General features: G+C 62.1%; 20 protein-coding genes. 10 read left to right on the forward strand and 10 right to left on the reverse strand.

The annotated features are described in order from the left end of the window. Positions 1-518: 518 nt before the first annotated feature. From PQQ86_RS04350 to PQQ86_RS04365, 4 genes are all read right to left on the reverse strand, one after another. Entirely contained in the window at positions 519-1,298 is a 780-nt protein-coding gene (locus PQQ86_RS04350; RefSeq protein WP_408265093.1) for an ABC transporter ATP-binding protein, read from the reverse strand. Between the two features lie 49 nt (positions 1,299-1,347). Next, positions 1,348-2,061: an ABC transporter permease gene (locus tag PQQ86_RS04355; protein ID WP_408265094.1), complete on the reverse strand. Its 714-nt coding sequence runs from the start codon at positions 2,059-2,061 to the stop codon at positions 1,348-1,350. Further along, a complete protein-coding gene (locus PQQ86_RS04360; protein WP_408265095.1) occupies positions 2,058-2,747 on the reverse strand; it encodes an ABC transporter permease in 690 nt (229 codons plus the stop codon). The genes PQQ86_RS04355 and PQQ86_RS04360 overlap by 4 nt, the downstream gene beginning before the upstream one ends. 280 nt (positions 2,748-3,027) lie before the next feature. Further along, the gene (locus PQQ86_RS04365; protein ID WP_408265096.1) at positions 3,028-3,804 is read right to left on the reverse strand and encodes an ABC transporter substrate-binding protein; all 777 of its coding nucleotides are present in this window, start codon (positions 3,802-3,804) and stop codon (positions 3,028-3,030) included. Between the two features lie 489 nt (positions 3,805-4,293). On the opposite strand from PQQ86_RS04365, the gene PQQ86_RS04370 reads away from it, so the two are divergent. Continuing rightward, positions 4,294-5,004, forward strand: coding sequence for a pirin family protein (locus PQQ86_RS04370; protein WP_097391738.1), 711 nt, complete (start codon positions 4,294-4,296; stop codon positions 5,002-5,004). A gap of 211 nt (positions 5,005-5,215) precedes the next feature. Here the strand turns inward: PQQ86_RS04370 and PQQ86_RS04375 are convergent, their stop codons facing one another. Further along, positions 5,216-5,746 (reverse strand): Spy/CpxP family protein refolding chaperone, encoded by a 531-nt coding sequence (locus PQQ86_RS04375; protein WP_408265097.1) that lies wholly within the window; start codon positions 5,744-5,746, stop codon positions 5,216-5,218. Between the two features lie 219 nt (positions 5,747-5,965). On the opposite strand from PQQ86_RS04375, the gene PQQ86_RS04380 reads away from it, so the two are divergent. Further along, positions 5,966-6,691 carry a response regulator gene (locus tag PQQ86_RS04380; RefSeq protein ID WP_408265098.1) on the forward strand — a complete coding sequence of 242 codons (726 nt, stop codon included), beginning with the start codon at positions 5,966-5,968 and terminating at the stop codon, positions 6,689-6,691. Beyond that, a complete protein-coding gene (locus PQQ86_RS04385; protein WP_408265099.1) occupies positions 6,675-7,994 on the forward strand; it encodes an ATP-binding protein in 1,320 nt (439 codons plus the stop codon). The genes PQQ86_RS04380 and PQQ86_RS04385 overlap by 17 nt, the downstream gene beginning before the upstream one ends. 96 nt (positions 7,995-8,090) lie before the next feature. Here PQQ86_RS04385 and PQQ86_RS04390 read toward each other — a convergent pair whose 3' ends face one another. Then, a complete protein-coding gene (locus PQQ86_RS04390) occupies positions 8,091-8,357 on the reverse strand; it encodes a hypothetical protein (RefSeq protein ID WP_408265100.1) in 267 nt (88 codons plus the stop codon). Between the two features lie 192 nt (positions 8,358-8,549). Beyond that, complete coding sequence (locus tag PQQ86_RS04395; RefSeq protein ID WP_408265101.1) at positions 8,550-10,241, reverse strand: sensor domain-containing diguanylate cyclase; 1,692 nt, start codon at positions 10,239-10,241, stop codon at positions 8,550-8,552. 718 nt (positions 10,242-10,959) lie between these two features. Here PQQ86_RS04395 and PQQ86_RS04400 point away from each other — a divergent pair. Continuing rightward, on the forward strand, positions 10,960-12,711 hold the full coding sequence (locus PQQ86_RS04400; RefSeq protein ID WP_408265102.1) for an ABC transporter permease: 1,752 nt from the start codon (positions 10,960-10,962) through the stop codon (positions 12,709-12,711). An 18-nt stretch (positions 12,712-12,729) separates the two neighbouring features. Then, positions 12,730-14,076: an ABC transporter ATP-binding protein gene (locus PQQ86_RS04405; RefSeq protein WP_175052744.1), complete on the forward strand. Its 1,347-nt coding sequence runs from the start codon at positions 12,730-12,732 to the stop codon at positions 14,074-14,076. Between the two features lie 63 nt (positions 14,077-14,139). Here the strand turns inward: PQQ86_RS04405 and PQQ86_RS04410 are convergent, their stop codons facing one another. The 3 genes from PQQ86_RS04410 to PQQ86_RS04420 all read right to left on the reverse strand — a co-directional run bounded on the left by PQQ86_RS04410 (position 14,140) and on the right by PQQ86_RS04420 (position 16,805). After that, on the reverse strand, positions 14,140-14,760 hold the full coding sequence (locus PQQ86_RS04410) for a hypothetical protein (protein ID WP_408265103.1): 621 nt from the start codon (positions 14,758-14,760) through the stop codon (positions 14,140-14,142). Then, positions 14,757-15,353: a hypothetical protein gene (locus PQQ86_RS04415; protein WP_408265104.1), complete on the reverse strand. Its 597-nt coding sequence runs from the start codon at positions 15,351-15,353 to the stop codon at positions 14,757-14,759. Before PQQ86_RS04415 ends, PQQ86_RS04410 begins: the two co-directional genes overlap by 4 nt. Positions 15,354-15,743: 390 nt before the next feature. Continuing rightward, on the reverse strand, positions 15,744-16,805 hold the full coding sequence (locus PQQ86_RS04420; RefSeq protein ID WP_408265105.1) for a sigma-54 interaction domain-containing protein: 1,062 nt from the start codon (positions 16,803-16,805) through the stop codon (positions 15,744-15,746). Between the two features lie 363 nt (positions 16,806-17,168). On the opposite strand from PQQ86_RS04420, the gene PQQ86_RS04425 reads away from it, so the two are divergent. The 5 genes from PQQ86_RS04425 (at position 17,169) to PQQ86_RS04445 (ending at position 20,333) form a co-directional block, all read left to right on the forward strand. Continuing rightward, entirely contained in the window at positions 17,169-17,486 is a 318-nt protein-coding gene (locus PQQ86_RS04425) for an ElaB/YgaM/YqjD family protein (protein WP_408270071.1), read from the forward strand. 48 nt (positions 17,487-17,534) lie between these two features. Then, positions 17,535-17,816 carry a hypothetical protein gene (locus tag PQQ86_RS04430; RefSeq protein WP_408265106.1) on the forward strand — a complete coding sequence of 94 codons (282 nt, stop codon included), beginning with the start codon at positions 17,535-17,537 and terminating at the stop codon, positions 17,814-17,816. A gap of 314 nt (positions 17,817-18,130) precedes the next feature. Then, entirely contained in the window at positions 18,131-19,531 is a 1,401-nt protein-coding gene (locus tag PQQ86_RS04435) for a sigma-54-dependent transcriptional regulator (RefSeq protein ID WP_408265107.1), read from the forward strand. Positions 19,532-19,745: 214 nt separating this feature from the next. Continuing rightward, positions 19,746-19,955: a hypothetical protein gene (locus tag PQQ86_RS04440; RefSeq protein WP_408270074.1), complete on the forward strand. Its 210-nt coding sequence runs from the start codon at positions 19,746-19,748 to the stop codon at positions 19,953-19,955. 168 nt (positions 19,956-20,123) lie between these two features. Further along, positions 20,124-20,333, forward strand: coding sequence for a hypothetical protein (locus PQQ86_RS04445; protein WP_408265108.1), 210 nt, complete (start codon positions 20,124-20,126; stop codon positions 20,331-20,333). Positions 20,334-20,359: the final 26 nt, after the last annotated feature.

Genomic DNA, 20,359 nt, shown 5'->3' on the forward strand with positions numbered 1-20,359 from the left:
GAAATCGGTACCAGGGAGATTAGCGGGTGGATTGGGTCTCCTGCCGTGACGGATAGCCTCAGCGGGCTATTCTTCGCGCCATGCCGATCCCTCGCCGACCGGTTCTCCTCTGTTGCTTTGAAGTGAAACTACTTTTAATGAACTTTGTTTTGCTACTTTGGTTACTAATTTATCAAAAATACCCTGGGGTGGGAGAAGAAATTAGTACCGGCTTGGGCCGGTGTCTCCAAATTGCAATACGAATGTGTGCAAGGAATCGTTGCGATGTCCCAAAAAAGGCGGGAAACCCTTATGCCGCAAGGGAATCACGGATTGGGACGGGCAGCGTTAAGGATTGCCACTATTGACGCTTCAAATGCGGCAGAGTAAGGCGGAAAGAGGATGGTTCCGGGCACGTTCGTGCCATTTTCGAGGCCAGAACGGCCGGAATGCACAGGTGAGCGAAGTAAAAAAGGCGCTCGTAAGCGCCTTGTAATGTTACTTTGACTGCAGCCCAAATACCAGGCTTTACGGCAGTCTTATTTGAGACTGCCGGAGAGGAACTGCTTGAGCCGTTCGCTCTTCGTGTTTCTGAAGACTTCGTCCGGATGGCCTTCTTCTTCGACCCGGCCTTGATGCAGGAACATCACGTGATTCGACACGTTGCGCGCGAACGCCATTTCGTGGGTGACGACGATCATCGTGCGGCCTTCTTCGGCGAGCGTCTGCATGACTTTGAGCACTTCACCGACCAGTTCGGGATCGAGCGCCGAAGTCGGTTCATCGAATAGCATCACATCAGGGTGCATGGCCAGTGCGCGCGCGATCGCGACGCGTTGCTGCTGACCGCCCGACAGATGTGACGGGTACTGCTTCTCAAGACGAGGTGCGAGGCCTACTTTCTCGAGATACTCACGCGCGCGCTCTTCGGCTTCCTTGCGCTTCAGACCCAGCACGTTGACCGGCGCCTCGATGATGTTCTCGAGCACATTCATGTGTGCCCACAGATTGAAGTGCTGGAACACCATCGACAGCCTGGTGCGCACGCGCTGCAACTGCTTCGGATCGGACACGCGCAACGCGCCGTTCCTGGCGAGCTGCGTGCGGACTTCTTCGCCATCGACGAAGATGCGTCCGGAGTTCGGCTGCTCGAGGAAGTTGATGCAGCGAAGCATCGTGCTCTTACCCGAACCGGATGAGCCGATCACGCTGATCACGTCGCCGGCGTTGGCCCTCAGCGACACGCCCCTGAGGACTTCGTTGTCGCCGTACTGTTTGTGAAGCTCGTCGACGAAGAGCTTTTGCTTCTTGGTGTTCATCGGGATCCTTGGCGGGCTTATTTGCCTGGGGGCGTAGCGCCCTTCTTGTTTACTTGCCTTGCGGCCGCAGGTAAGCGAGCCAGCGGTGCTCGGCGTGGCGGAACAGCCACACGAGCGCAAAAGAAATCAACAGATAGAGCAGGGCGGCGATACCGAACGCATTGAACGACTGGTACGTGGCCGAGTTCACGTCACGGGCGATCTTGAGAATGTCCGGCACGGTCGCGGTGAACGCGACGGTGGTGGCGTGCAGCATCAGGATCACTTCATTGCTGTAGTACGGCAACGCGCGGCGCAGCGCCGACGGCAGAATGACCCGCCGATACAGCGTGAACGACGACATGCCATACGCGCGCGCCGCTTCGATCTCGCCATACGGCGTGGCCTTGATCGCGCCCGCGAAAATCTCGGTGGTGTACGCGCAGGTGTTCAGCGTGAACGCGAGCAGCGTGCAATGCATGCCGTCGCGGAAGAACGCGTTGGTCAGCTCGTGATTGCGGATGATTTCGAGGCTGTACAGGCCGGTGTAGCAGAGCAGCAACTGCACATAGAGCGGCGTGCCGCGGAAGACATATGTATACAGCCAGACCAGGCCGGCGAGCCATTTCTTCTTCGACACGCGCGCGACTGCAAGCGGAATCGACAGGCAGAAACCGAGTCCGATCGACACCACCAGCAGCCACAGCGTGATCACAACACCGGTGAGGCGGTAGCCGTCCGTATACAGATAGTTGCGCCAGTATTCCTGAATGATCTCGATCATAGATCCGCCTTTCGCACGCCAGTCGAGTAACGCTTTTCGAGGTACATCAGCACGAAGTTGGACACTGTGGTGATGACGAGATAGATCGCCCCTGCGAACAGGGTGAAGAAGAAGAACCGCAATGTGCCCTTGCCCGCATCCTGTGAGGCCTTGACTACATCGGCGAGACCGATGATCGACACCAGCGCCGTGGCTTTCACCATCACCTGCCAGTTGTTGCCGATGCCGGGGAGCGCGAAGCGCATCATCTGGGGGAACATGATCCGCGAGAACACCTGCCAGCCGGTCATGCCGTAGGCCGCGCCCGCTTCGAGCTGGCCGCGCGGCACCGCGAGGAACGCGCCGCGGAAAGTCTCTGTGAAGTACGCCCCGTAGATGAAGCCCAACACCGCGACGCCGGCCACGAATGGGTCGATGTCGATCTGGTCCCAGCCGAGCAGGTCGGTCAGGTTATTCAGCCAGATCTGGATGCTGTAGAACAGCAGCAGCATTAGCACCAGGTCGGGCACGCCGCGCACGAGTGTCGTGTAGACGGTGCCGGCACCGTGGGAGAAGCGGTTTTTCGACAGCTTCGCCGCCGCGCCGAGCAGGCCCAGCACGAAAGCGAACGCCAGCGACAACACCGCCAGTTTGACGGTTTGCCAGGTGCCGTTAAGAAGCAGCGGGCCGTAGCCTTGAAGGAACATATGGGGTCCTTGACGATGCGCTTGTGACGCACCGCGAAAGACGCGGCCAGCTCTGCACCGCGTTTGCCGCGAGCCTGGGCTCGCCGTTTCCTGCGGCGCACAGCGCACCGCTGTGCAAATCATGACTGCATGGCCGTTGCCGGTCTTGCAGCGCGCTTTTCGATTCTTGTTGTGAATCGGGGTTGAAGCTGCTTCCGAAACTGTTTTTTGAGGCTATCAGCGACTGTATTACGAAGCCTCGGGAAAGCCCATGCGGGCGAGCCCCGAGTTAATGAGCCACTCAACGACCAGGATAGATATCGACGTCGAAGTACTGCTTTTCCAGCTTCCTGAACGTACCGTCCTCGCGCACTTGCGCCAACGCCTGGTTGAACATCGCTTTCAGCGCGACGTCATCCTTGCGCAGGCCGATGGCCGTGCCTTCGCCGATCGTCTTTGGGTCTTTCACTTCCGGGCCGGCCCAGGCGAAGCCTTTGCCGCGCGGCGTCTTCAGGAAACCGGCGTCGGCTTGCAATTCGTCCTGCAGCGCGGCGTCAAGACGCCCCGATGCGATGTCGGCGTACACCTGATCCTGATTCTGGTAGGACACCACGGTCACGCCTTTGGGCTCCCAGTAGGCCTTGGCGTAGGCTTCCTGAGTCGAGCCCTGCTCGACGCCGACATGCTTGCCCTTCAGCGATTCGGCCGTGGGCAGCAGGGGCGAGCCGGCTTTGGCGATCATGCGGGCCGGCGCGTCGAACAGCGTGTCGGAGAAATCGATCTGTTCGCGGCGCTTGTCCGTGACGGTCAGCGATGACACGATCGCGTCGAACTTCTTGCCCTTCAACGCCGGGATGATCCCATCCAGGTCCTGCTCGACCCACACGCACCTGACGTTCATTCTTGCGCACAGCGCTTTCGTCAAATCGACGTCGAAGCCGACGACCTGGCCGCTGGCCGCCTTCGATTCGAACGGCGGGTAGCTGGCGTCCACCCCGATGCGGACGGTTTTCCACTCTTTCGCCATGGCGCCGGTGGCCATGACGGCAAGCGCCACGCACAGTGCGGCCTTCTTCATGTTTCTCCTGGATCAAACTGATCGTCGTGGTGTGCCGATCTCGACGACCGCCGGCTCGTGGCCGGCCGTCGCTATTCTAGGCGGTCAAAATTGTCGCGCCGCGTGCGAGTGCCGCTTCTCGGGCCCGCCCGGCGCGCCGTCGGCGCCCACGCGTCTTGAAAAGGGCGGTATTTTACCCGATCGGGGGCAGCGCGCCAGTGCGGGACGCCGGCGGCCGCCGGTGGGCGGGTGCATGCGTTGTGCATGCGCGACGGTACCGGGTCGGCAGCCTGGCTGTTTTTTTGCGCGCGTGAATTCGCGTCAGTGATCGACGAGCCGGCGGCCGGTAGGGCGAGGAGGGCTGCCAGCAGCCGGTTGGGTCGTGCCGCATCCCATCGGGGCGCGATTGCACGGATTTATGGAACGATCCAGTGCGTCGTTGCCGATTGTTTAGTGCGCTTCGCGCCCATACATTCTGGGCATCGTTATTTACTCACCGGGAGATCCCCCATGATCGAGATTCGCCGTTCCGACGAACGTGGCCACGCCAATCACGGCTGGCTCGATTCGTATCACAGCTTCTCGTTTGCCGACTACCGCGACCCGCAACATGTGCATTTCGGACCGCTGCGGGTGATTAACGAAGACCGCATCGCCGGCGGCCAGGGCTTCGGCACGCACGGCCATCGGGATATGGAAATCGTCACGTATGTGCTCGAAGGTGCGCTCGCGCACCGCGACAGCATGGGCAACGGCTCGACCATCCGTCCCGGTGACGTGCAACGCATGAGCGCCGGCACGGGCGTGCAGCACAGCGAGTTCAATGCGTCGCAGGACGAATCGGCGCACCTCCTGCAGATCTGGGTGATCCCGCAACGTGCGGGTGACCAGCCCGGCTACGAGGAAAAGCGCTTCGACGATGCCGACAAGCGTGGGCGTCTGCGCGTGGTCGCCTCGCCCGACGGCCGCGACGGCTCCGTGACGATTCACGCGGATGCATCGATTTACGCGGCGCTGATCGATGGCGCGGAACAGGCCACGTTTGCGTTGCCGAAAGGCCGGCTGGCGTATGTGCACGTGGCGCGGGGCGCGCTGACCGTGAATGGCGAAGCGCTTCAGGCCGGCGACGCCGCCAAGCTCAGCGAGACCGATACGGTGACGCTCGAAAAGGGCGACAACGCCGAAGTGTTGCTGTTCGATCTGGGTCCGCTCAACGGGTAAGGGCGGATAGGCGCGAATAGGTGCGGTAAGCGCCGATCACCGGACGTTCATTCATCGCCCGATGGTTGAGGGTTGCTGGTTGCGAGCGCAACGAGTGCCCTGGCTAGAAGCGTGCGTCGCACACAAACAAAAACGCCACGGAAGTTTTTCCGTGGCGTTTTTGCATTTGGACGACGGCCGCGCGAGCCGCCTTCCGTCTGCGTCGACTCGCTTACTGATTAGCAGCCGGCGCCGACGCTGCACCCTTATTATGATGTTCCCAGCGCTCGCGCATCTTTTCGTGACGCGCTTCCATCTTCGCAAAACGCTGCTTCAGCGCCGTGCTGACTGTGGTCTTCTGCTGGTCGTTCAAGCCGTTATAGAACTTGAGCCACGCATCCGAGGTTTGCTGACGCAGTTGCGCGTCTTTCTGCTCGACCTGCTGGTGCGCGGCAGCCATGGCGTTCAGATCCAGAATCGGCTGTTGCTGCGCGGCCTTCATCTGGTTCTTGATCTGTTCATGGTTGGCGCGCATGGCCTCATGGTTCTGTTTCATGGTGTCGAGCGCGGCCTGCCATTGCTTTTCCTGATCCGCGTTCAGCTTCAACTGGTCGTGCAGTTGCGTCAGTTCCTTCATGAAGTGGCCATGCCAGCCACCGGGGCCGCCGTGACCGGCGGGTTGGGCGGCATAGGCAGCGCCTGCGCCGATGGCGAGGGCAGTGGCAGCAACGGCGAGAACGCGCGACATTTTTTTGGTGGACATGTAAGACTCCCTGTAATGGAATAGCCGACGATGCAACCGATAATATGGACGGCCTGCATTCGGTAAGTCACAGCGTAGAGAACTGCGCCCGGCGCTGTGTTACGTGGCTTGATGCGGCTGTTACGGGTCATTACGTACGGCTTTCACCGTAACACCCGGTAACCCTTGCGGGCCGTCTGAAATCGAAAACCCTTCCTGCTGCGCGTTAAACTTCATCCCATGGCTACTCAAATACTGGTTGTCGACGACGACGTCGAATTGCGCGATCTGCTGCGCGACTATCTGGCCCGTCAGGGCATCGAAGTTTCGGTGCTGCACGACGCGGGCACGCTCGAGCGCAGGCTCGAACGCGAGCGTCCGGATCTGATCGTGCTCGATCTGATGATGCCGGGCGTAGACGGGCTGACCGCGCTGCGCAAGCTGCGCGCGTCGGGCGACGACATCCCGGTGATCATGCTGACCGCACGTGCTGACGACGTGGACCGCATCGTCGGGCTGGAGCTCGGTGCGGACGACTATCTCGGCAAGCCGTTCAACCCGCGCGAGCTGTTGGCGCGCGTGCAGGCGGTGCTGCGGCGGCGTCGCACGCTGCCGTCGGCGGCGGCGCCGGAGCAGCGCGAGCCGTTCAATTTCGGCCGCTTCACGCTGGATTTCCAGTCGCGCACGCTGCATCTCGAAGACAAGCCGCTCACACTGTCGGGCAGTGAATTCGCGCTTCTGAAGATTTTCGTCAATCACCCCATGCGCACGCTCACACGCGAGCGCCTGCTCGAACTGCTGCATGGCCCGGAATACGACGGCACTGACCGCGGCATCGACGTGCAGGTGTGGCGTCTGCGTCGTATTCTCGAAACCGACCCGTCCACGCCGCGCTTCATTCAAACGGTGCGCGGACGCGGCTACGTGTTCGTGCCGGATGGCGAACAGCATGCGCCGACCCATTGATTCGCTGTTCGGGCGCCTGGCGCTGCTAGTTATTGCGGTACTCCTGCTGTCGCATTTCGCGTGGTACGCGCTCATGCGGCTCGAGCGCAGCCAGTTGCAAACGCGCTACGCAGTCGAGGAGGCCACCTTCCTCGTCGACGCGGTGCGCCAGCACGTCGCCCGTACGCCGGACCAGCCCTTGCCGTCGCGCGTCAGGCTGGTCGATCCGGCGAGCTCCGACGTGCCGCCGGATAGCACCGATCTGCCGCCACCGCTCGAACGTTTCATCGAGGACGTGCGCGATCGCATGCCCACCGGTACGCTGGTGCGGATCGGCCAGCCTGGTCGTCCGCCCACGCTGTGGGTGCGCGCCACCACGGATCGAAGTTGGATCGTCGTGCCGGTGCAGCCACTGCGCACGCCTCGTTCCCTCGATCGCACGGTGCTATGGCTCGCGATTATCTTTTCGTTCGCAGTGATGGCGGCGCTCTTTGCCGCATGGGCGCTGCAGCAGCCGTTGCGCTCGCTTGCCCAGGCGGTGGCGCGCTTTGGCCGCGGCCTGCCGGTGCCGCCGGTGCCTGAACGCGGTCCGCGCGAGTTGCGGCAGTTGACGCACGGCTTCAATCAGATGGTTCAGGAAGTGGCGCGCACCGAAAACGACCGGGCCGTCATGCTGGCCGGCGTTGCGCACGATCTGAAAACGCCGCTGGCACGCTTGCGGCTGCGCGCCGAAATGATGGAAGAAGTGAAGATGCGCGACGGCGTCGTGCGCGACGTCGATTCGATGACGCATATCGTCGAACAGTTTCTGGTGTTCGCACACGACGGCGCCGATCGCAGCGAAGCGGTCGAAGTGGACGGGCAGTGCGAGCGCGTGGTCCGTAGTTATCGTGCCGTCGCGGCCGGTGCGCCCACGGTGCGGACCGAACTCAACGCAGGGCCGGGTTTCCTGCTGCCCGCGGCGACGCTCGACCGGATCCTGTCGAACCTGCTGGACAATGCACATGCCTATGGCGCGCCGCCGATCGTCGTCGCCACGGCGCGCACGGCGCAAGGCTTCACGCTTTCGGTAAGCGACAACGGCAGCGGTATTGCCGCGCAGGACCTGATCAATGCGAGCAGGCCGTTCGTCCGGCTCGACCCGGCACGTGGCGGCAACGGTCATAGCGGGCTGGGGCTCGCGATTGTCGAGCGTCTGGTGCGGCGTGCGGGTGGGGAGTGGGAGATTGGCAACCACGACGGTCGTGGCTTGCGGGTCTTGATGAGCTTTCCGTTCGACGTGGTGCCGCGTGTCGTGGCGGCATCGGAAAGCGCCTGGGGTTGAGCGGGGCAAGGGCGGCATGCGCCTGCCCCGCTATATATATGTCGCAATGCGATGTCCGAACGCGATGTTCGGAATGCGCGCCCGACAAACTTTGCGCTAGTCTGAAAACAGCGTGTTCAACGCATTTGCCGCGTCACCATCCACCGTATTCCACGTTACCGTTTCGGCCTCGAAGATGTAGTGCGTGGTGTACTTGCCAAGACGCGTGAGTATCTCTTCCTGAATCAGTTCCGGTGCGACCGCCAGCTTCAGATACCACGTTGTCGAAGACAAGCGCGTCTGGAACGCACCATATTCGGCCAGCAGATGGTCGAATGCGTCAGCATCCTGATCGCGACAGACGATGACCAAATTTCCCTTCATGCGAATCTCCCGTTAGAGCGGTAGCGGCAACCTCAATATGAGGGTTGATGATACCTGCTTCGTTACGGGACGCCCTAGGCCGGGAATTGCTTTGCATCAGCAACCGCACCCATCGGGGCGCGCGGCACGAGGTGCGAATTTAATTCGGAGACGACCGGCGCATTACCTGGCGTTAGCAGGCGTCGCCAGGTGTCACCAGGCGTTGACCACCGTCCGCGCGGGCGGCGCGGTGTCGTCGGGCGGGAGGGCTTCGGTGCGGTCGCGGCCGCCCGTCTTTGCTGCGTAAAGCGCCGTGTCGGCGCGGCTCATGATGCGCTCGGGCAGATCGTCGGACGAGAGTTCGGTGATGCCGATGCTCACGCTCAAGCCCACTGAGACCGGCAACTTCGGCGAAGGAATCGCCTTCAGACGCAGGCGCAAGCGTTCGACGACTTCGCGGCCCCCCGCCAGATCCGTGGCCGGCAGCAGCAAGCCGAACTCTTCGCCGCCCAACCGGCCGATCGCATCGGTGCCGCGCAACTCGGCCCGGCAGGTGTCGACGAAATGTTCGAGCGCGCGGTCGCCGGCGGCGTGGCCGAAGCGGTCGTTGATCTGCTTGAAGTGGTCGAGGTCGGCGATCGCCATGCACAGCGGCTCATTGCCCGCATGCGCGCGTTCGATCTCGTGGCGCAGCAGGTCGAGGAAGTAGCGCCGCGACAGCGCGCCGGTCAGCGCATCGTGACGCGCCTCAGCCGAGAGCAGCGTGTTGGCCGATTGCAATTGTTCTGCAAGGTCGCGCGTGGCGCGATGGTGGCGCCGCTCGCGCACGTAGGACACGGTGATGACCCACGCGAGCGCGACGGTGCCGGCCAGCGTCAGAAACACCAGCAGATGGTCGCGCTTATGATTGCGCAGCAGTTCGGGCCAGGCCGCGAGCGGATCGACCAGATGCGCCGAGAGCCCAGAGTTCAGGCCGCTGCGTGCCTGGTACAGCGATGGCGCCGGCTGCTCGCTCATGCCGAACAACTGTTCGGCGACACCTGCGGGCACCCAGGGCGCCTGTTCGCGCACCCGCGTATCGACCTGAATCTGGATGTCGGGGAGGATTTCGCGGCGATAGATGGTCAGGCGCTCGGCGGCGCTCATCTGCGTGACCTGCGAGCTCGGCAGCGCGTGGCCTTCGAGTGCGCTGTTGTGCGCCATGATGATGACGCCGTTTTCATCGGCGACGAAGGTGCCGGCATGCGCGACCCAGTGGCGCAGCCGCGCGATCCCCACCTTGGCCACTACGACCCCCACCAGCAGACCGTCGGCGTACACCGGCGCCGCGATGAAGATGCCCGGCTCGCCGCTCTGGCGGCCAACGCCATAAGCTTCCGAAAACGCGCCGAGCAGGGCATTCGTCAGGTAGCCGCGCATGCGCATATCCGCGCCGACGAAAGTGTGCTCCGCTGCAAGCGGTCTATTGACGGAGTTGCTCGAAGCGACGCAGATGCCGTTGGTATTGACGAGCCAGATCTGGTCGAGCCCGGAGAAGCCTTGCGCGTCATGCAGGAAATTGCTCACGGTGAGCATCTGCGGGTCTTTTAACAACGCGGCGCGCAGGGCGGGTTCCGCCGCTTCGCCGTTCGCGGCATAATTCTGGGATTGCACCAGCGCGTGCTGGACCACGTCCATTTCGGCCATGGTTGCGGGGATGGCCCGAGACATCGCGAGGTCGCTGGCGATCACCTCCGCCATGTTGTCGACGATCGACGTGGACATCTGGCGTTGCGTGCGCAAAGCCGCGTCCAGCTCTTGCTGTACCATCCGGTCCGCGACCATGCCGGCCACGAACCAGCAAACGAGCACGATCAGCGCGAAGCTGATCGGTCCGGTTGCCTGGCGCAAGGTTGTCCTGTTCATCGACCCTCTGATTCGTCTGGCTGTGACATGCAACTAGCTCATTCGTGGCAGCGCCGCGGCGCTGTTTCGCGCCTGTGGAAGCTGCTGGCGATACGCCCTCGGTGCGGGCCGCGTTTGGACCGGCAAAACCGCAAAGAGGTGTGCCGTCTCTTGATTTTAACCGTCATGGGGCCTGACGCCACCGTTATTGCGGGAATGCGAAGTACATCCGCTTTGCCCATCAGGTTCTTAACGGCAGTGCATCAGCTTTCTGAATGGCTGCGCGGGTTTTCCAGGTGTTTGAAACCCGATCCGCGCAGCAATCGAGATTGCCGGGAAAGTGGCTGGCCGACAGTAGATGGCTCGCTCTACATGCTTCACTGTCGCTGGCCGAAGCCGGTTGCCGGGGCGTTCGACGCTATTTATTGCTATTTGCCGTGAAAGGTTGTGCCTGAAACATAGGATGGTGTAGTGTCGTGCCGTCCAAAACAAGGAAAGCCCGCCAGCCTTCGGGCGGCGCCTGCGGCGACAGGGCCCGACTTGACGGTTGCGGTCCCGGGCGGCGTGCCCACGGGCCCGTCCGCCACCGGTCCACGTGTCTCCAACGCTAACGATTTACCGCGCACATGCGTTTTGCCATGCCTGATTTCCGCTGTCTGGACCGATCTACAGACTGCCGCGTCGAAGCCGCGGCCCCCTGCGTGCGTTTGAATACCTGTATGAATAGGGAGAGCGTCTGATGGATTTCAGCTTCAATCTGAAACGCACCGCCAATGCTTCGGCATGGCGGGTGTTGCCCAATCGCTGGGACTTTGTCGCCTTTCCGCTGATCATCTGCATCATCGCGATGGCGGCGATCGGCTTTCACGAGACGCTGGCGCCGATGTCGACGCTCAAGACTCAGGCGATCTCGCTCGACCCGATGAATCTGCCCGAGTACGCCATGCGCACCACACTGCGCATGCTGGCGGCAATGGTCGCCTCGCTGACCTTCACGCTGGTGTACGGCACCCTGGCTGCAAAGAGCCGCCGCGCCGGCATGGTGCTGGTGCCGATTCTCGACATCCTGCAATCGGTGCCGGTGCTTGGCTACATTTCGTTTACGGTCACGTTCTTCCTCGCGCTGTTCCCGGGCCGTGTGCTCGGCGCTGAACTGGCGGCGATCTTCGCGATCTTCACGAGCCAGGCGTGGAATATGACGTTCAGCTTCTATCAGTCGCTGCGCACGGTGCCGCGCGATCTGGACGAAGTTTCGCGCGGCTTTCATCTGACTTCATGGCAGCGCTTCTGGAAACTCGAAGTGCCGTTCTCGATGCCGGGCCTCATCTGGAACATGATGATGTCGATGTCGGGCGGCTGGTTCTTCGTGGTCGCTTCCGAAGCCATCACGGTCGGCAACAATACAATCACCTTGCCGGGGATCGGCGCCTATCTCGCACAGGCGATTTCCGACAAGAATCTGCACGCAATCGGCTGGGTGATTCTTGCCATGACGGTCGTGATTCTTGCGTACGACCAGTTCATGTTCCGCCCGCTCGTCGCGTGGGCCGATAAATTCCGCATGGAAACCACCAGTTCAGGCAATGCGCCGGAATCGTGGCTGCTCGACCTGATCCGCCGCACGCATCTGATTCACCGTCTGCTGGTGCCGCTCGGCTGGATGTTCGCCAAGGCCGCGCGCGTCAACTTCAGGTTGCCTGCGTTTGGCGGCCCGCGTTTCCATATTCCGCAGCGCGAGAAGACTTCGCGTATCGGCGACATTGTCTGGGCGGCGGTGGTGCTGGTTGCCACGGTCTTTGTGGTGTACCGCGTGATCACGTATGTGCGAACCGGCGTGTCGCTCGATGAAGTCTGGCACGTGCTCGTACTGGGGCTCATCACGCTGCTGCGGGTGGTGGTGCTGATCGCGATCGCCTCGGTGATCTGGGTGCCGATCGGTGTGCTGATCGGCCTGCGGCCGGCGCTGGCCGAGAAGATGCAGCCGATTGCGCAGTTCCTCGCCGCGTTCCCGGCGAACCTGCTGTTTCCGGTGTTCGTGATCGCCATCGTGCGCTTTCATCTGAACCCGGACATCTGGCTGTCGCCGCTGATCGTGCTCGGCACGCAGTGGTATATCCTCTTCAACGTGATTGCCGGCGCGAGTTCTTATCCGAACGACTACCGGGAAGCGGCCAAGAACTTCCATATTCGCGGCTGGCAATGGTGGCGCCAGATCATGCTGCCGGGCATTTTCCCTTATTACGTGACTGGCGCGATCACCGCCTCGGGCGGCGCGTGGAACGCCAGCATCGTCGCGGAATTTGTCCAGTGGGGCGACACCAAGGTTGCCGCGCATGGTTTGGGTGCTTACATCGCGCAGACCACCGCAGCAGGCGACTATCCGAAGATCATTGTGGGCATCGCTGTGATGTCCCTGTTCGTGACCCTGTTCAACCGCCTGCTGTGGCGTCCGATGTACGCCTACGCCGAAGCGAAGCTCCGGCTAGATTGAGAATAAAGGCTAAACGCGATGCAAAATCCCAAAGCTGCTATGACCGCTGCGCCGATTCAGACTCCGCCGATGCCGCCGCGCCTCGGTGAGGAGATTCTGCGCGTTAAGGACGTGTGCCGCGGGTTCAACAAGTCGCAGGGCGAGCTGCTCGTCCTCGACGACGCGAATCTGTCGTTGCGCGAAGGCGAGATCGTCGGTTTGCTGGGCCGGTCGGGCTCGGGCAAGTCGACGCTGTTGCGTATCATTGCCGGTCTGATCGAGCCGACCGGCGGCGAAGTCACGTACATGGGCAAGCCGCTGGACGGCCCGGCCAAGGGCGTGGCGATGGTGTTCCAAACCTTCGCGCTGTTCCCGTGGCTGACCGTGCTGCAAAACGTGGAAGCGGGTCTTGAAGCGCAGGGTGTCGCAGCGAGCGAGCGCCGCACGCGCGCGCTGGCCGCGATCGACCTGATCGGTCTCGACGGTTTCGAAAACGCGTATCCGCGCGAGTTGTCGGGCGGCATGCGTCAGCGCGTCGGCTTTGCACGCGCGCTGGTAGTCGACCCCACGCTGCTTCTGATGGACGAACCGTTCTCCGCGCTCGACGTGCTGACCGCCGAAACGCTGCGTACCGACCTGCTCGACCTGTGGACGCAAGGCCGCATGCCGATCAAGGCGGTGCTGATCGTCACGCACAACATCGAGGAAGCGGTGTTCATGTGCGATCGGATTCTGGTGCTGTCGTCCAATCCGGGCCGCGTGATCGCCGAGATCAAGGTGCCGTTCAAGCATCCGCGTAACCGTCTGGACCCGGCGTTCCGCCGGCTGGTCGACGACATTTACGCGAAGATGACCGCGCGTCAGACCGACGAAAAGACCAAGAAGGGCCTCGAGCTGCACAGCTGGCTGCCGCATGTGTCGACCAACCTGATGGCCGGTCTGATCGAAACGCTGGCCGCCGCGCCGTACCACGGCCGTGCCGACATGCCGGAAATTGCCCGCTCGCTGCATCTGGAGGTGGACGATCTGTTCCCGGTCGCCGAAGTGCTGCAGCACCTGGGTTTTGCCGACGTGCGCGAAGGGGATATTTTCCTGACGCCGCCGGCGCGCGTGTTCTCTGAATTCGGCACCCAGGAGCGCAAGATGATGTTCGCGGAACATTTGCTGCGCCACGTGCCGCTGGCTGCGCGAATCAAGAAGGTGTTGAACGAACGGCCGGGGCATCGTGCGCCGCGCGTGCGTTTCGAGCAGGAGTTGGAGGATTTTCTGTCGGACAGCGCCGCGGAAGAGACGCTCGACGCAGTGATCAACTGGGGCCGTTATGGCGAGATCTTCTCGTACAACGACCAGACGGAAATTTTCAGTCTGGAAGACGTAGAGTCTTAAACCCGGTTGAGTCGATTAAGACGTTTCAGGCAAAAAGCGGCAGGGGAGATCCTGCCGCTTTTTTTATTGCAGAGCGCCCCAGCGCTCGACTGCCGGTTCCGCCGACGCCCACTTCCAGCCCTTGTCCTGACGGCACGCGCTCGCCGTGTACCAGTCTTCGTGGGCGTTCGGGCCGTCGCCGTCCTGAACCGAGAACACGAAATCCTTGCACAGCGCGAGCGCCGAGCTGAAGGCGCGCGTCACGCGCACCTGGCCATGGCCGTTCTCGATCGGCAGCGTGTGCTTGACCGCCCAGGGCCGCGTCTCGCCGACCGGCATGGCACCCGCCAGCGCGGCGATCAAGTTCTGCTGATCGGTGTGCATGGTGCGCATGTAGCGGCCGACGGCTTCGTCGGTCGCGGCCTGCACGGCGATGCCGACGCCGATGCCGACTGCCGGATTGGAGGTCACGAGGCCTGACGCGACGCCGGCCGCGGCACCGCTCGCCGCGCCGACCGACGAGCAGCCGCTCGTCAACAGGCTGACGCCGACGCAGAGCGCGCCAGCCAGCACGACCCGCAGGCGGTTGCCGGAGAGCGCCGCTGCACGCGTACGTGGAACTAGCGCGGCACGCGCGCCATCAATGAGCCGCCGCTCAGGCAGCGCGTGTTCTTTCCAGGAACGTGGAAGCGTCAGCGCCTTCATTGCAGCGCGCCCCAGCGTTCGGTAGCGGGTTCGGCCGACGCCCATTTCCAGTTGTCGCCGTCGCGGCAGATCGACGCGACGTAGAACGCGCTGCTCGCCGGCACATTCTTGGTGGCGGTCTGATCGACCGAGAAGACGATTTCCTTGCAGTCGAGCGCGCCGGCGCTGATCGTGCGGCTAACGGTGACGCGGCCGTGTTCGTCGTCTTCGATCGGCACCGAGTGGGTCACGCTCCACGGTGCGATTGCGCCGACGTCGAGCGGTCCGGCGATTTTGGCGATGCCGTCCTGCGTGTTCTTGTGGACCACGCGTTCCGAGTACTGCACGCCGGCTCGGGCCGCGGCTAGTGCGCCGAGACCGATGCCAGTAGCGACTGCTGCATTGCTGGTGACCTTGGCCGCGAGCGCTGCGCCTGCGATACCGGCGCCGGCGGTGGCGCCTTCCGAGTAGAGCGAACTACAGCCGCTCAACGCCGACGTGATCGCCACGGCTAACGCGACGAGTGCCGTTGTATTCGGACGTCCGCGTTTAGCTGCGTTGGACGCGTTGGCGGTTCGTTTCGCCCATTCGACCCACACCATACTTTTTTGCATTTCCCTGTCTCTGCTCCTGCAAGTGCCTTTCGCTTACGCACCGTTCACACATATGTTTCGCGTGTGTCCATGATGCGTGAGCGAAAGGCACATCTTCCTTATCGTTGCGCCGTACGCTGCCGCATTTTGCAGGATGCCATTTGTAATTGGCAGTGGGAAAGTGCAAGCAATTGCAAAAGATGGTGCGAGTCAGATCGGTTTCTGGTGGGAAGCGGTCGATTTGATTGGTGGTGCGAAGGGATTAATTATGAGATGAAAGGCCCGCAAAAATGGCCGTTTCAGCAGAGCGGGGAATGCAAAGCAAACGCACAAGGAGCGCGCAAAAGCAGACGGCAAGCACACAGAAAACACCTGCTCACGCGAACGAATCGCGCGAGCACCTGGCACGGCTTATTGCTCGGTTTCTTCGTCTGAGCCTTCGTCACCGCCGTATGCGCTCAGGCGGTTGTACAGCGTTTTCAGACTTACACCGAGCGCTTTGGCCGCACGCCGTTTGTCGCCGCCGCAATACTTGAGCGTGCCGAGAATGATCTGCTTTTGCGCATCGGCGAGCGGTGTGCCGATCCACACGCTCATCGCATCGCCCTGCGTCACGGGTTTTTTCACGCGCGATGCGAGATGCGGATGCGGCAGCTCAACCGTCTTCTCCGCGAGAATGAACGCGCGATACACCGCGTTCTTCAACTCGCGCACGTTGCCCGGCCAGGACCAGGTCCGCAGCGTTTCGATTGACCGTTTGCTGAAACTCTTGCTCGCGTTTTCCTGCTGATTCAGCAAGGCAAGGAAGTGTTGCGCGAGCAGTTCGCGATCGTTTTCACGCTCGCGCAACGGCGGCGCGCGCAAGGGGAAAACCGCGAGCCGGTACATCAGGTCTTCACGCAGACCGTTTTCCTTCACCGCTACCGTGGGGTCGCGATTCGTCGCCGCGATCACGCGTACGTCACCACTGATCAGCTCGTTGCCGCCTACCCGAAAAAACGTACCGGTCTCAAGCGCGCGCAAGAGCTTGACCTGGCGCACCGGCGCCATTTCGGTGATTTCGTCGAGAAACAGCGTGCCGCCGTTCGCATGTTCGAAGTAGCCGACGCGGCCCTGGACCGCGCCGGTGAAGCTGCCTTTTTCGTGGCCGAACAATTCGGCCTCGATGAGTTCGTCCGGAATCGCGCCGCAGTTCACGGCGACGAACGGTGCGTCCTTGCGGCTGCTTTGATCGTGAATCGTGCGGGCGATCAGTTCCTTGCCCGTGCCGGATTCGCCGATGATCAGCGCGGTCGCGTCTGTGCTGGCGACGCGTTCGATCTGTTCGTACAGATCGAGCATCACCGGCGACGAGCCATACAGCAGCCCGTACGATTTCAGTCCCGCGATGCCGTCCGCGACGCGCTGCTTCGCCTGTGCCGAAGCATTGCCGCCGGGGGAGACGGTGGGCGAGTCCAGCTCGATTGACGCCATAAACGGGAAGTCCTGTGCAAATTGGGGTTCGGTGTTGCGGCGCGCAGGCCTTGGGCAAGACGGACCCGTGCGGCCACTATCTCACAGAAATTCGATTTAACCACTTTGACGCCGCTTCCGGCAATCCATGTGACGGTCGGCGAAATAGGCGGGCGCAGGCCCAGTCGAAAGTGCCTGAGCCCATGCCGTTGCCGAATGGAGGCGGCAAATTTACCGGGCACGACGTTTGCGCCGTCAATTCGATATGCGTGTGCTTTTGAGCGATTCTGTTCGAAGCGCGCCGGCGGCGGATGCGGCTCTCCGATTGTCCGCGACGTGCCGGACACGAGATGCAAACGCCGAACTCAGACATAGGAGTGAATGATGACTGACACCACGCAACAGCTTGCACTCGGCAGGCAGAAAATTGTCGACGATCTGAGGGTGCTGCTGACGGACTCGGAAGAGATGCTGCGGCTTGCCGCCACCGTGCCGGGCGAAGGCGTCGATGCGCTCCGCGAGCGGCTAGGCGCGCATGTCGAAACGCTGCAATCGGCGCTCGGCGATGCGCAGGAGAGCGCCCAGCGGCGCTACCGGGTCGCGACCGTCAATGCGGAACGCTACGTGCGGCGCAACCCGTGGCGCTCGGTCGGCATTGCCGCGGGCGCCGGCTTCCTGCTCGGCGTCCTCAGCACGCGCTAATGCGCAGTGCCCGACGCCGGTCCGCTTGACGATAACAAGGAGTTCACGATGGGACGACCCAAAATTGGTATCTTCGGCGCGCTGATGGCCCTCGGCGGGTTTCTGGCTGTGCGCTACGTGCAGCGAAACCGCGCCGCGCAGGTTCCTGCGGCGCGTGAACTGAGCCGCTGGGAAGGCGAGGGCGGCACGGTGGCGACGCCCTCGGCGCCGCCCCCCGGCAGCGTGACGGCGGCGAATACCGGTCCGTCTGCGCCAGACACGGCGCATGAAGCAAATGGCTCGGCGCATCCGAACGGCAAAGGCGGGGCATGGCCGTTTCCGCGCAGTTGAGGGTCAAAAACAGGGCCTTGCGGATGCGGCGGCATCGGCGTGCAGCTTCCGCAAGCGGCACTTGGCATACATTACAAACTTGCCTCGATAAAGCCGTATAATAGGTCTATAGACAACAATACGGCACCTATCTAGGCGTTTTTCCTATTGATTGTTGCGATATTGAGTTAAGTCAGAGATCCGGCGCTGCTGCGAAACGTTGGTGTGTGCTCACATCCGGGCGCACCTGCAGTGCGACAGAAAGCTGCCGGCCGGCTTCCCACCATGCGGTTTTGCATGTCCCCCCATTCACGCTTTCAGGCTTTCGAGACGCGATGCCACACGTACTGATTGTCGATGACGATGCCGGTACCCGCGAGGCGCTTTCCGCCATCATCGGGGAAGACGGTTTGACTACCGCCACTGCGGGCGATTTGCGCGAAGCGCGCATTCAACTGGTCCGGCAGATGCCGGACGTCGTCTTTACTGACCTGAAGCTGCCCGACGGCAGTGGAGTCGATCTGTTTGAAGATCTCGATCCGCGCTCCGGTGTGGAGGTGATCGTGATTACCGGCCACGCCACGGTGGAGTCGGCGGTCAACGCGCTGAAGATGGGCGCCACCGACTACCTGGTGAAGCCGATCAACATGCAGCGCGTGAAGGCGATCCTGTCGCGCTTGCCGCGCGCCGGCGACCTGAAGGCGGAAATCGGCACGTTGCGCGGCGAGTTGCGCCGCATGGGCCGCTTTGGTTTGATGCTCGGCAACTCGCCGGCCATGCAGGAGGTTTACGACCAGATCGGCCGCGTTGCGCCGACGGCGGCCTCCGTCATGCTGGTGGGCGAGTCAGGCACCGGCAAGGAAGTCGCCGCCCAGACGCTGCACCAGCTCAGCCTGCGCCGTAAGCATGCGTTCCTCGCGGTGAACTGCGGCGCGATCTCGCCGAACCTGATCGAATCGGAAATGTTCGGCCACGAGCGCGGCTCGTTCACCGGTGCGGACCGTCAGCACAAGGGCTATTTCGAACGTGCGAACGGCGGCACGCTGTTCCTCGACGAAATCACTGAAATGCCGATCGAGTTGCAGGTGAAGCTGCTGCGCGTGCTGGAAACCGGCATGTTCATGCGGGTTGGTACGACCAAGGAAATCGAAACGGATGTGCGCCTGATTGCGGCTACTAATCGGGACCCTGAGCAGGCGGTGCTGGAAGGCAAGTTGCGGCTCGATTTGTATCACCGTCTGAACGTGTTTCCGATCAGCCTGCCGCCACTGCGGGACCGGGGTAAGGACGTTGATTTGCTTGCGCAGGCGTTCCTTGATGAACTCAACGAACGGCACAGCACGAAGAAGCATTTTCCGGCCGCCGTGAAGGATATATTGATGTCGTATCCGTGGCCGGGCAATGTGCGCGAGTTGAAGAATTATGTGCAGCGGGCGCACATTATGTCGGGTTCTGATTCGGATAGTACGGCTACGGTGCCGTTGCAGATTACGTTGTCGAAGCCTGCGGCTGGTACGGCGATTACGATTCCGTTTGGGACTTCGCTTGCTGAGGCCGACCGGCAGTTGATTCTGGCTACGCTTGAGCAATGCGGTGGCGTTAAGACGCGGGCTGCTGAGATTCTTGGGATTAGTTTGAAGACGCTTTATAACCGGCTTGTTGAGTATGGGAATGATGCGCGGGATGAGGGGGATGTTGCCGAAGAGTCTCGAGTAGTTGGGGGCGCTGGCGCTTGAGGTTTTTTGCCTTTGGCGGTGCTTGTTGTCTGTGGTTCTGGCCTTAGTGCCTTTCCTTGAATTGTTAGTGGTCTATTAGCGTTGCCCCTGTGCGGGGCGGCGCTGCGCGCACCGAAGCGTAGGTCTTCGAACCATTTGTTGGTCTTTTTCTCCTTCCTTTTATTCGGCATGCGCCTTGCTGCGATTCTTTTGAATGCAAAACGAGGTAACCGATATGCCGGAATACGCCGCCGCTTCTCCGCTTCCCCTCCCGCAGCGCGCTCATCGTCCTGAGCCCAACGAGCCGCCGAATCCTGGTGAGCCCGATACCGTTCCAAGTCCGACTCCGGACCCCATCGAACCGGTTGCGCCGCCGATCGGTGATCCGCCCGCGCAGCCCACGCAAACGCCACAAGCCAGTCGGTGTCCGCCGTCGCGAGCCTAAAGCATGCAACTCTGACATGTTCTGTGCGCTGGACCGCAGTCCGACGCAGTGAATTTATGTACTTGTTACAAAGCCGGCGCATCTTTTACCGGCAATTTACCGTCGTGAACCCTACACTGAATTGACGCCGCTCCCGATGGCGGCGGGCTTCCCCCGGAGGCATCAATCATGAGACACCCAGCACTGCGACGTTCCGCGCGCCACTCGAAGCGCGACTCCCGGCCCGGCAGCAAGGACGCCCCGCCGGAGTCGCCTGACCCGGCCGCGCAGAACCGCGTCGCGCCCGATACGCCGCCAGACGGCGAGCACAACCAGGGCGGCGTGCGTCAGGAAGGGCTGGAGTACCAACGCGATCTCGGTTCGGAACAGGACGCCTGAGCCCGTCTGACGGCCGGTAAGAAGGG

The organism is Paraburkholderia sediminicola (genome assembly GCF_046026675.1).
GTDB lineage: Bacteria > Pseudomonadota > Gammaproteobacteria > Burkholderiales > Burkholderiaceae > Paraburkholderia > Paraburkholderia sediminicola_F.

What these genes read in the sequence shown, in the direction of transcription:
- PQQ86_RS04415 (WP_408265104.1), bottom strand. Translation starts at nt 15,353, where the DNA reads ATGCAAAAAAGTATGGTGTGGGTCGAATGGGCGAAACGAACCGCCAAC.
- PQQ86_RS04425 (WP_408270071.1), top strand. Translation starts at nt 17,169, where the DNA reads ATGACTGACACCACGCAACAGCTTGCACTCGGCAGGCAGAAAATTGTC.
- PQQ86_RS04390 (WP_408265100.1), bottom strand. Translation starts at nt 8,357, where the DNA reads ATGAAGGGAAATTTGGTCATCGTCTGTCGCGATCAGGATGCTGACGCA.
- PQQ86_RS04375 (WP_408265097.1), bottom strand. Translation starts at nt 5,746, where the DNA reads ATGTCCACCAAAAAAATGTCGCGCGTTCTCGCCGTTGCTGCCACTGCC.
- PQQ86_RS04420 (WP_408265105.1), bottom strand. Translation starts at nt 16,805, where the DNA reads ATGGCGTCAATCGAGCTGGACTCGCCCACCGTCTCCCCCGGCGGCAAT.
- PQQ86_RS04435 (WP_408265107.1), top strand. Translation starts at nt 18,131, where the DNA reads ATGCCACACGTACTGATTGTCGATGACGATGCCGGTACCCGCGAGGCG.
- PQQ86_RS04400 (WP_408265102.1), top strand. Translation starts at nt 10,960, where the DNA reads ATGGATTTCAGCTTCAATCTGAAACGCACCGCCAATGCTTCGGCATGG.
- PQQ86_RS04440 (WP_408270074.1), top strand. Translation starts at nt 19,746, where the DNA reads ATGCCGGAATACGCCGCCGCTTCTCCGCTTCCCCTCCCGCAGCGCGCT.
- PQQ86_RS04355 (WP_408265094.1), bottom strand. Translation starts at nt 2,061, where the DNA reads ATGATCGAGATCATTCAGGAATACTGGCGCAACTATCTGTATACGGAC.
- PQQ86_RS04395 (WP_408265101.1), bottom strand. Translation starts at nt 10,241, where the DNA reads ATGAACAGGACAACCTTGCGCCAGGCAACCGGACCGATCAGCTTCGCG.
- PQQ86_RS04405 (WP_175052744.1), top strand. Translation starts at nt 12,730, where the DNA reads ATGCAAAATCCCAAAGCTGCTATGACCGCTGCGCCGATTCAGACTCCG.
- PQQ86_RS04360 (WP_408265095.1), bottom strand. Translation starts at nt 2,747, where the DNA reads ATGTTCCTTCAAGGCTACGGCCCGCTGCTTCTTAACGGCACCTGGCAA.
- PQQ86_RS04430 (WP_408265106.1), top strand. Translation starts at nt 17,535, where the DNA reads ATGGGACGACCCAAAATTGGTATCTTCGGCGCGCTGATGGCCCTCGGC.
- PQQ86_RS04380 (WP_408265098.1), top strand. Translation starts at nt 5,966, where the DNA reads ATGGCTACTCAAATACTGGTTGTCGACGACGACGTCGAATTGCGCGAT.
- PQQ86_RS04365 (WP_408265096.1), bottom strand. Translation starts at nt 3,804, where the DNA reads ATGAAGAAGGCCGCACTGTGCGTGGCGCTTGCCGTCATGGCCACCGGC.
- PQQ86_RS04385 (WP_408265099.1), top strand. Translation starts at nt 6,675, where the DNA reads ATGCGCCGACCCATTGATTCGCTGTTCGGGCGCCTGGCGCTGCTAGTT.
- PQQ86_RS04370 (WP_097391738.1), top strand. Translation starts at nt 4,294, where the DNA reads ATGATCGAGATTCGCCGTTCCGACGAACGTGGCCACGCCAATCACGGC.
- PQQ86_RS04445 (WP_408265108.1), top strand. Translation starts at nt 20,124, where the DNA reads ATGAGACACCCAGCACTGCGACGTTCCGCGCGCCACTCGAAGCGCGAC.
- PQQ86_RS04350 (WP_408265093.1), bottom strand. Translation starts at nt 1,298, where the DNA reads ATGAACACCAAGAAGCAAAAGCTCTTCGTCGACGAGCTTCACAAACAG.
- PQQ86_RS04410 (WP_408265103.1), bottom strand. Translation starts at nt 14,760, where the DNA reads ATGAAGGCGCTGACGCTTCCACGTTCCTGGAAAGAACACGCGCTGCCT.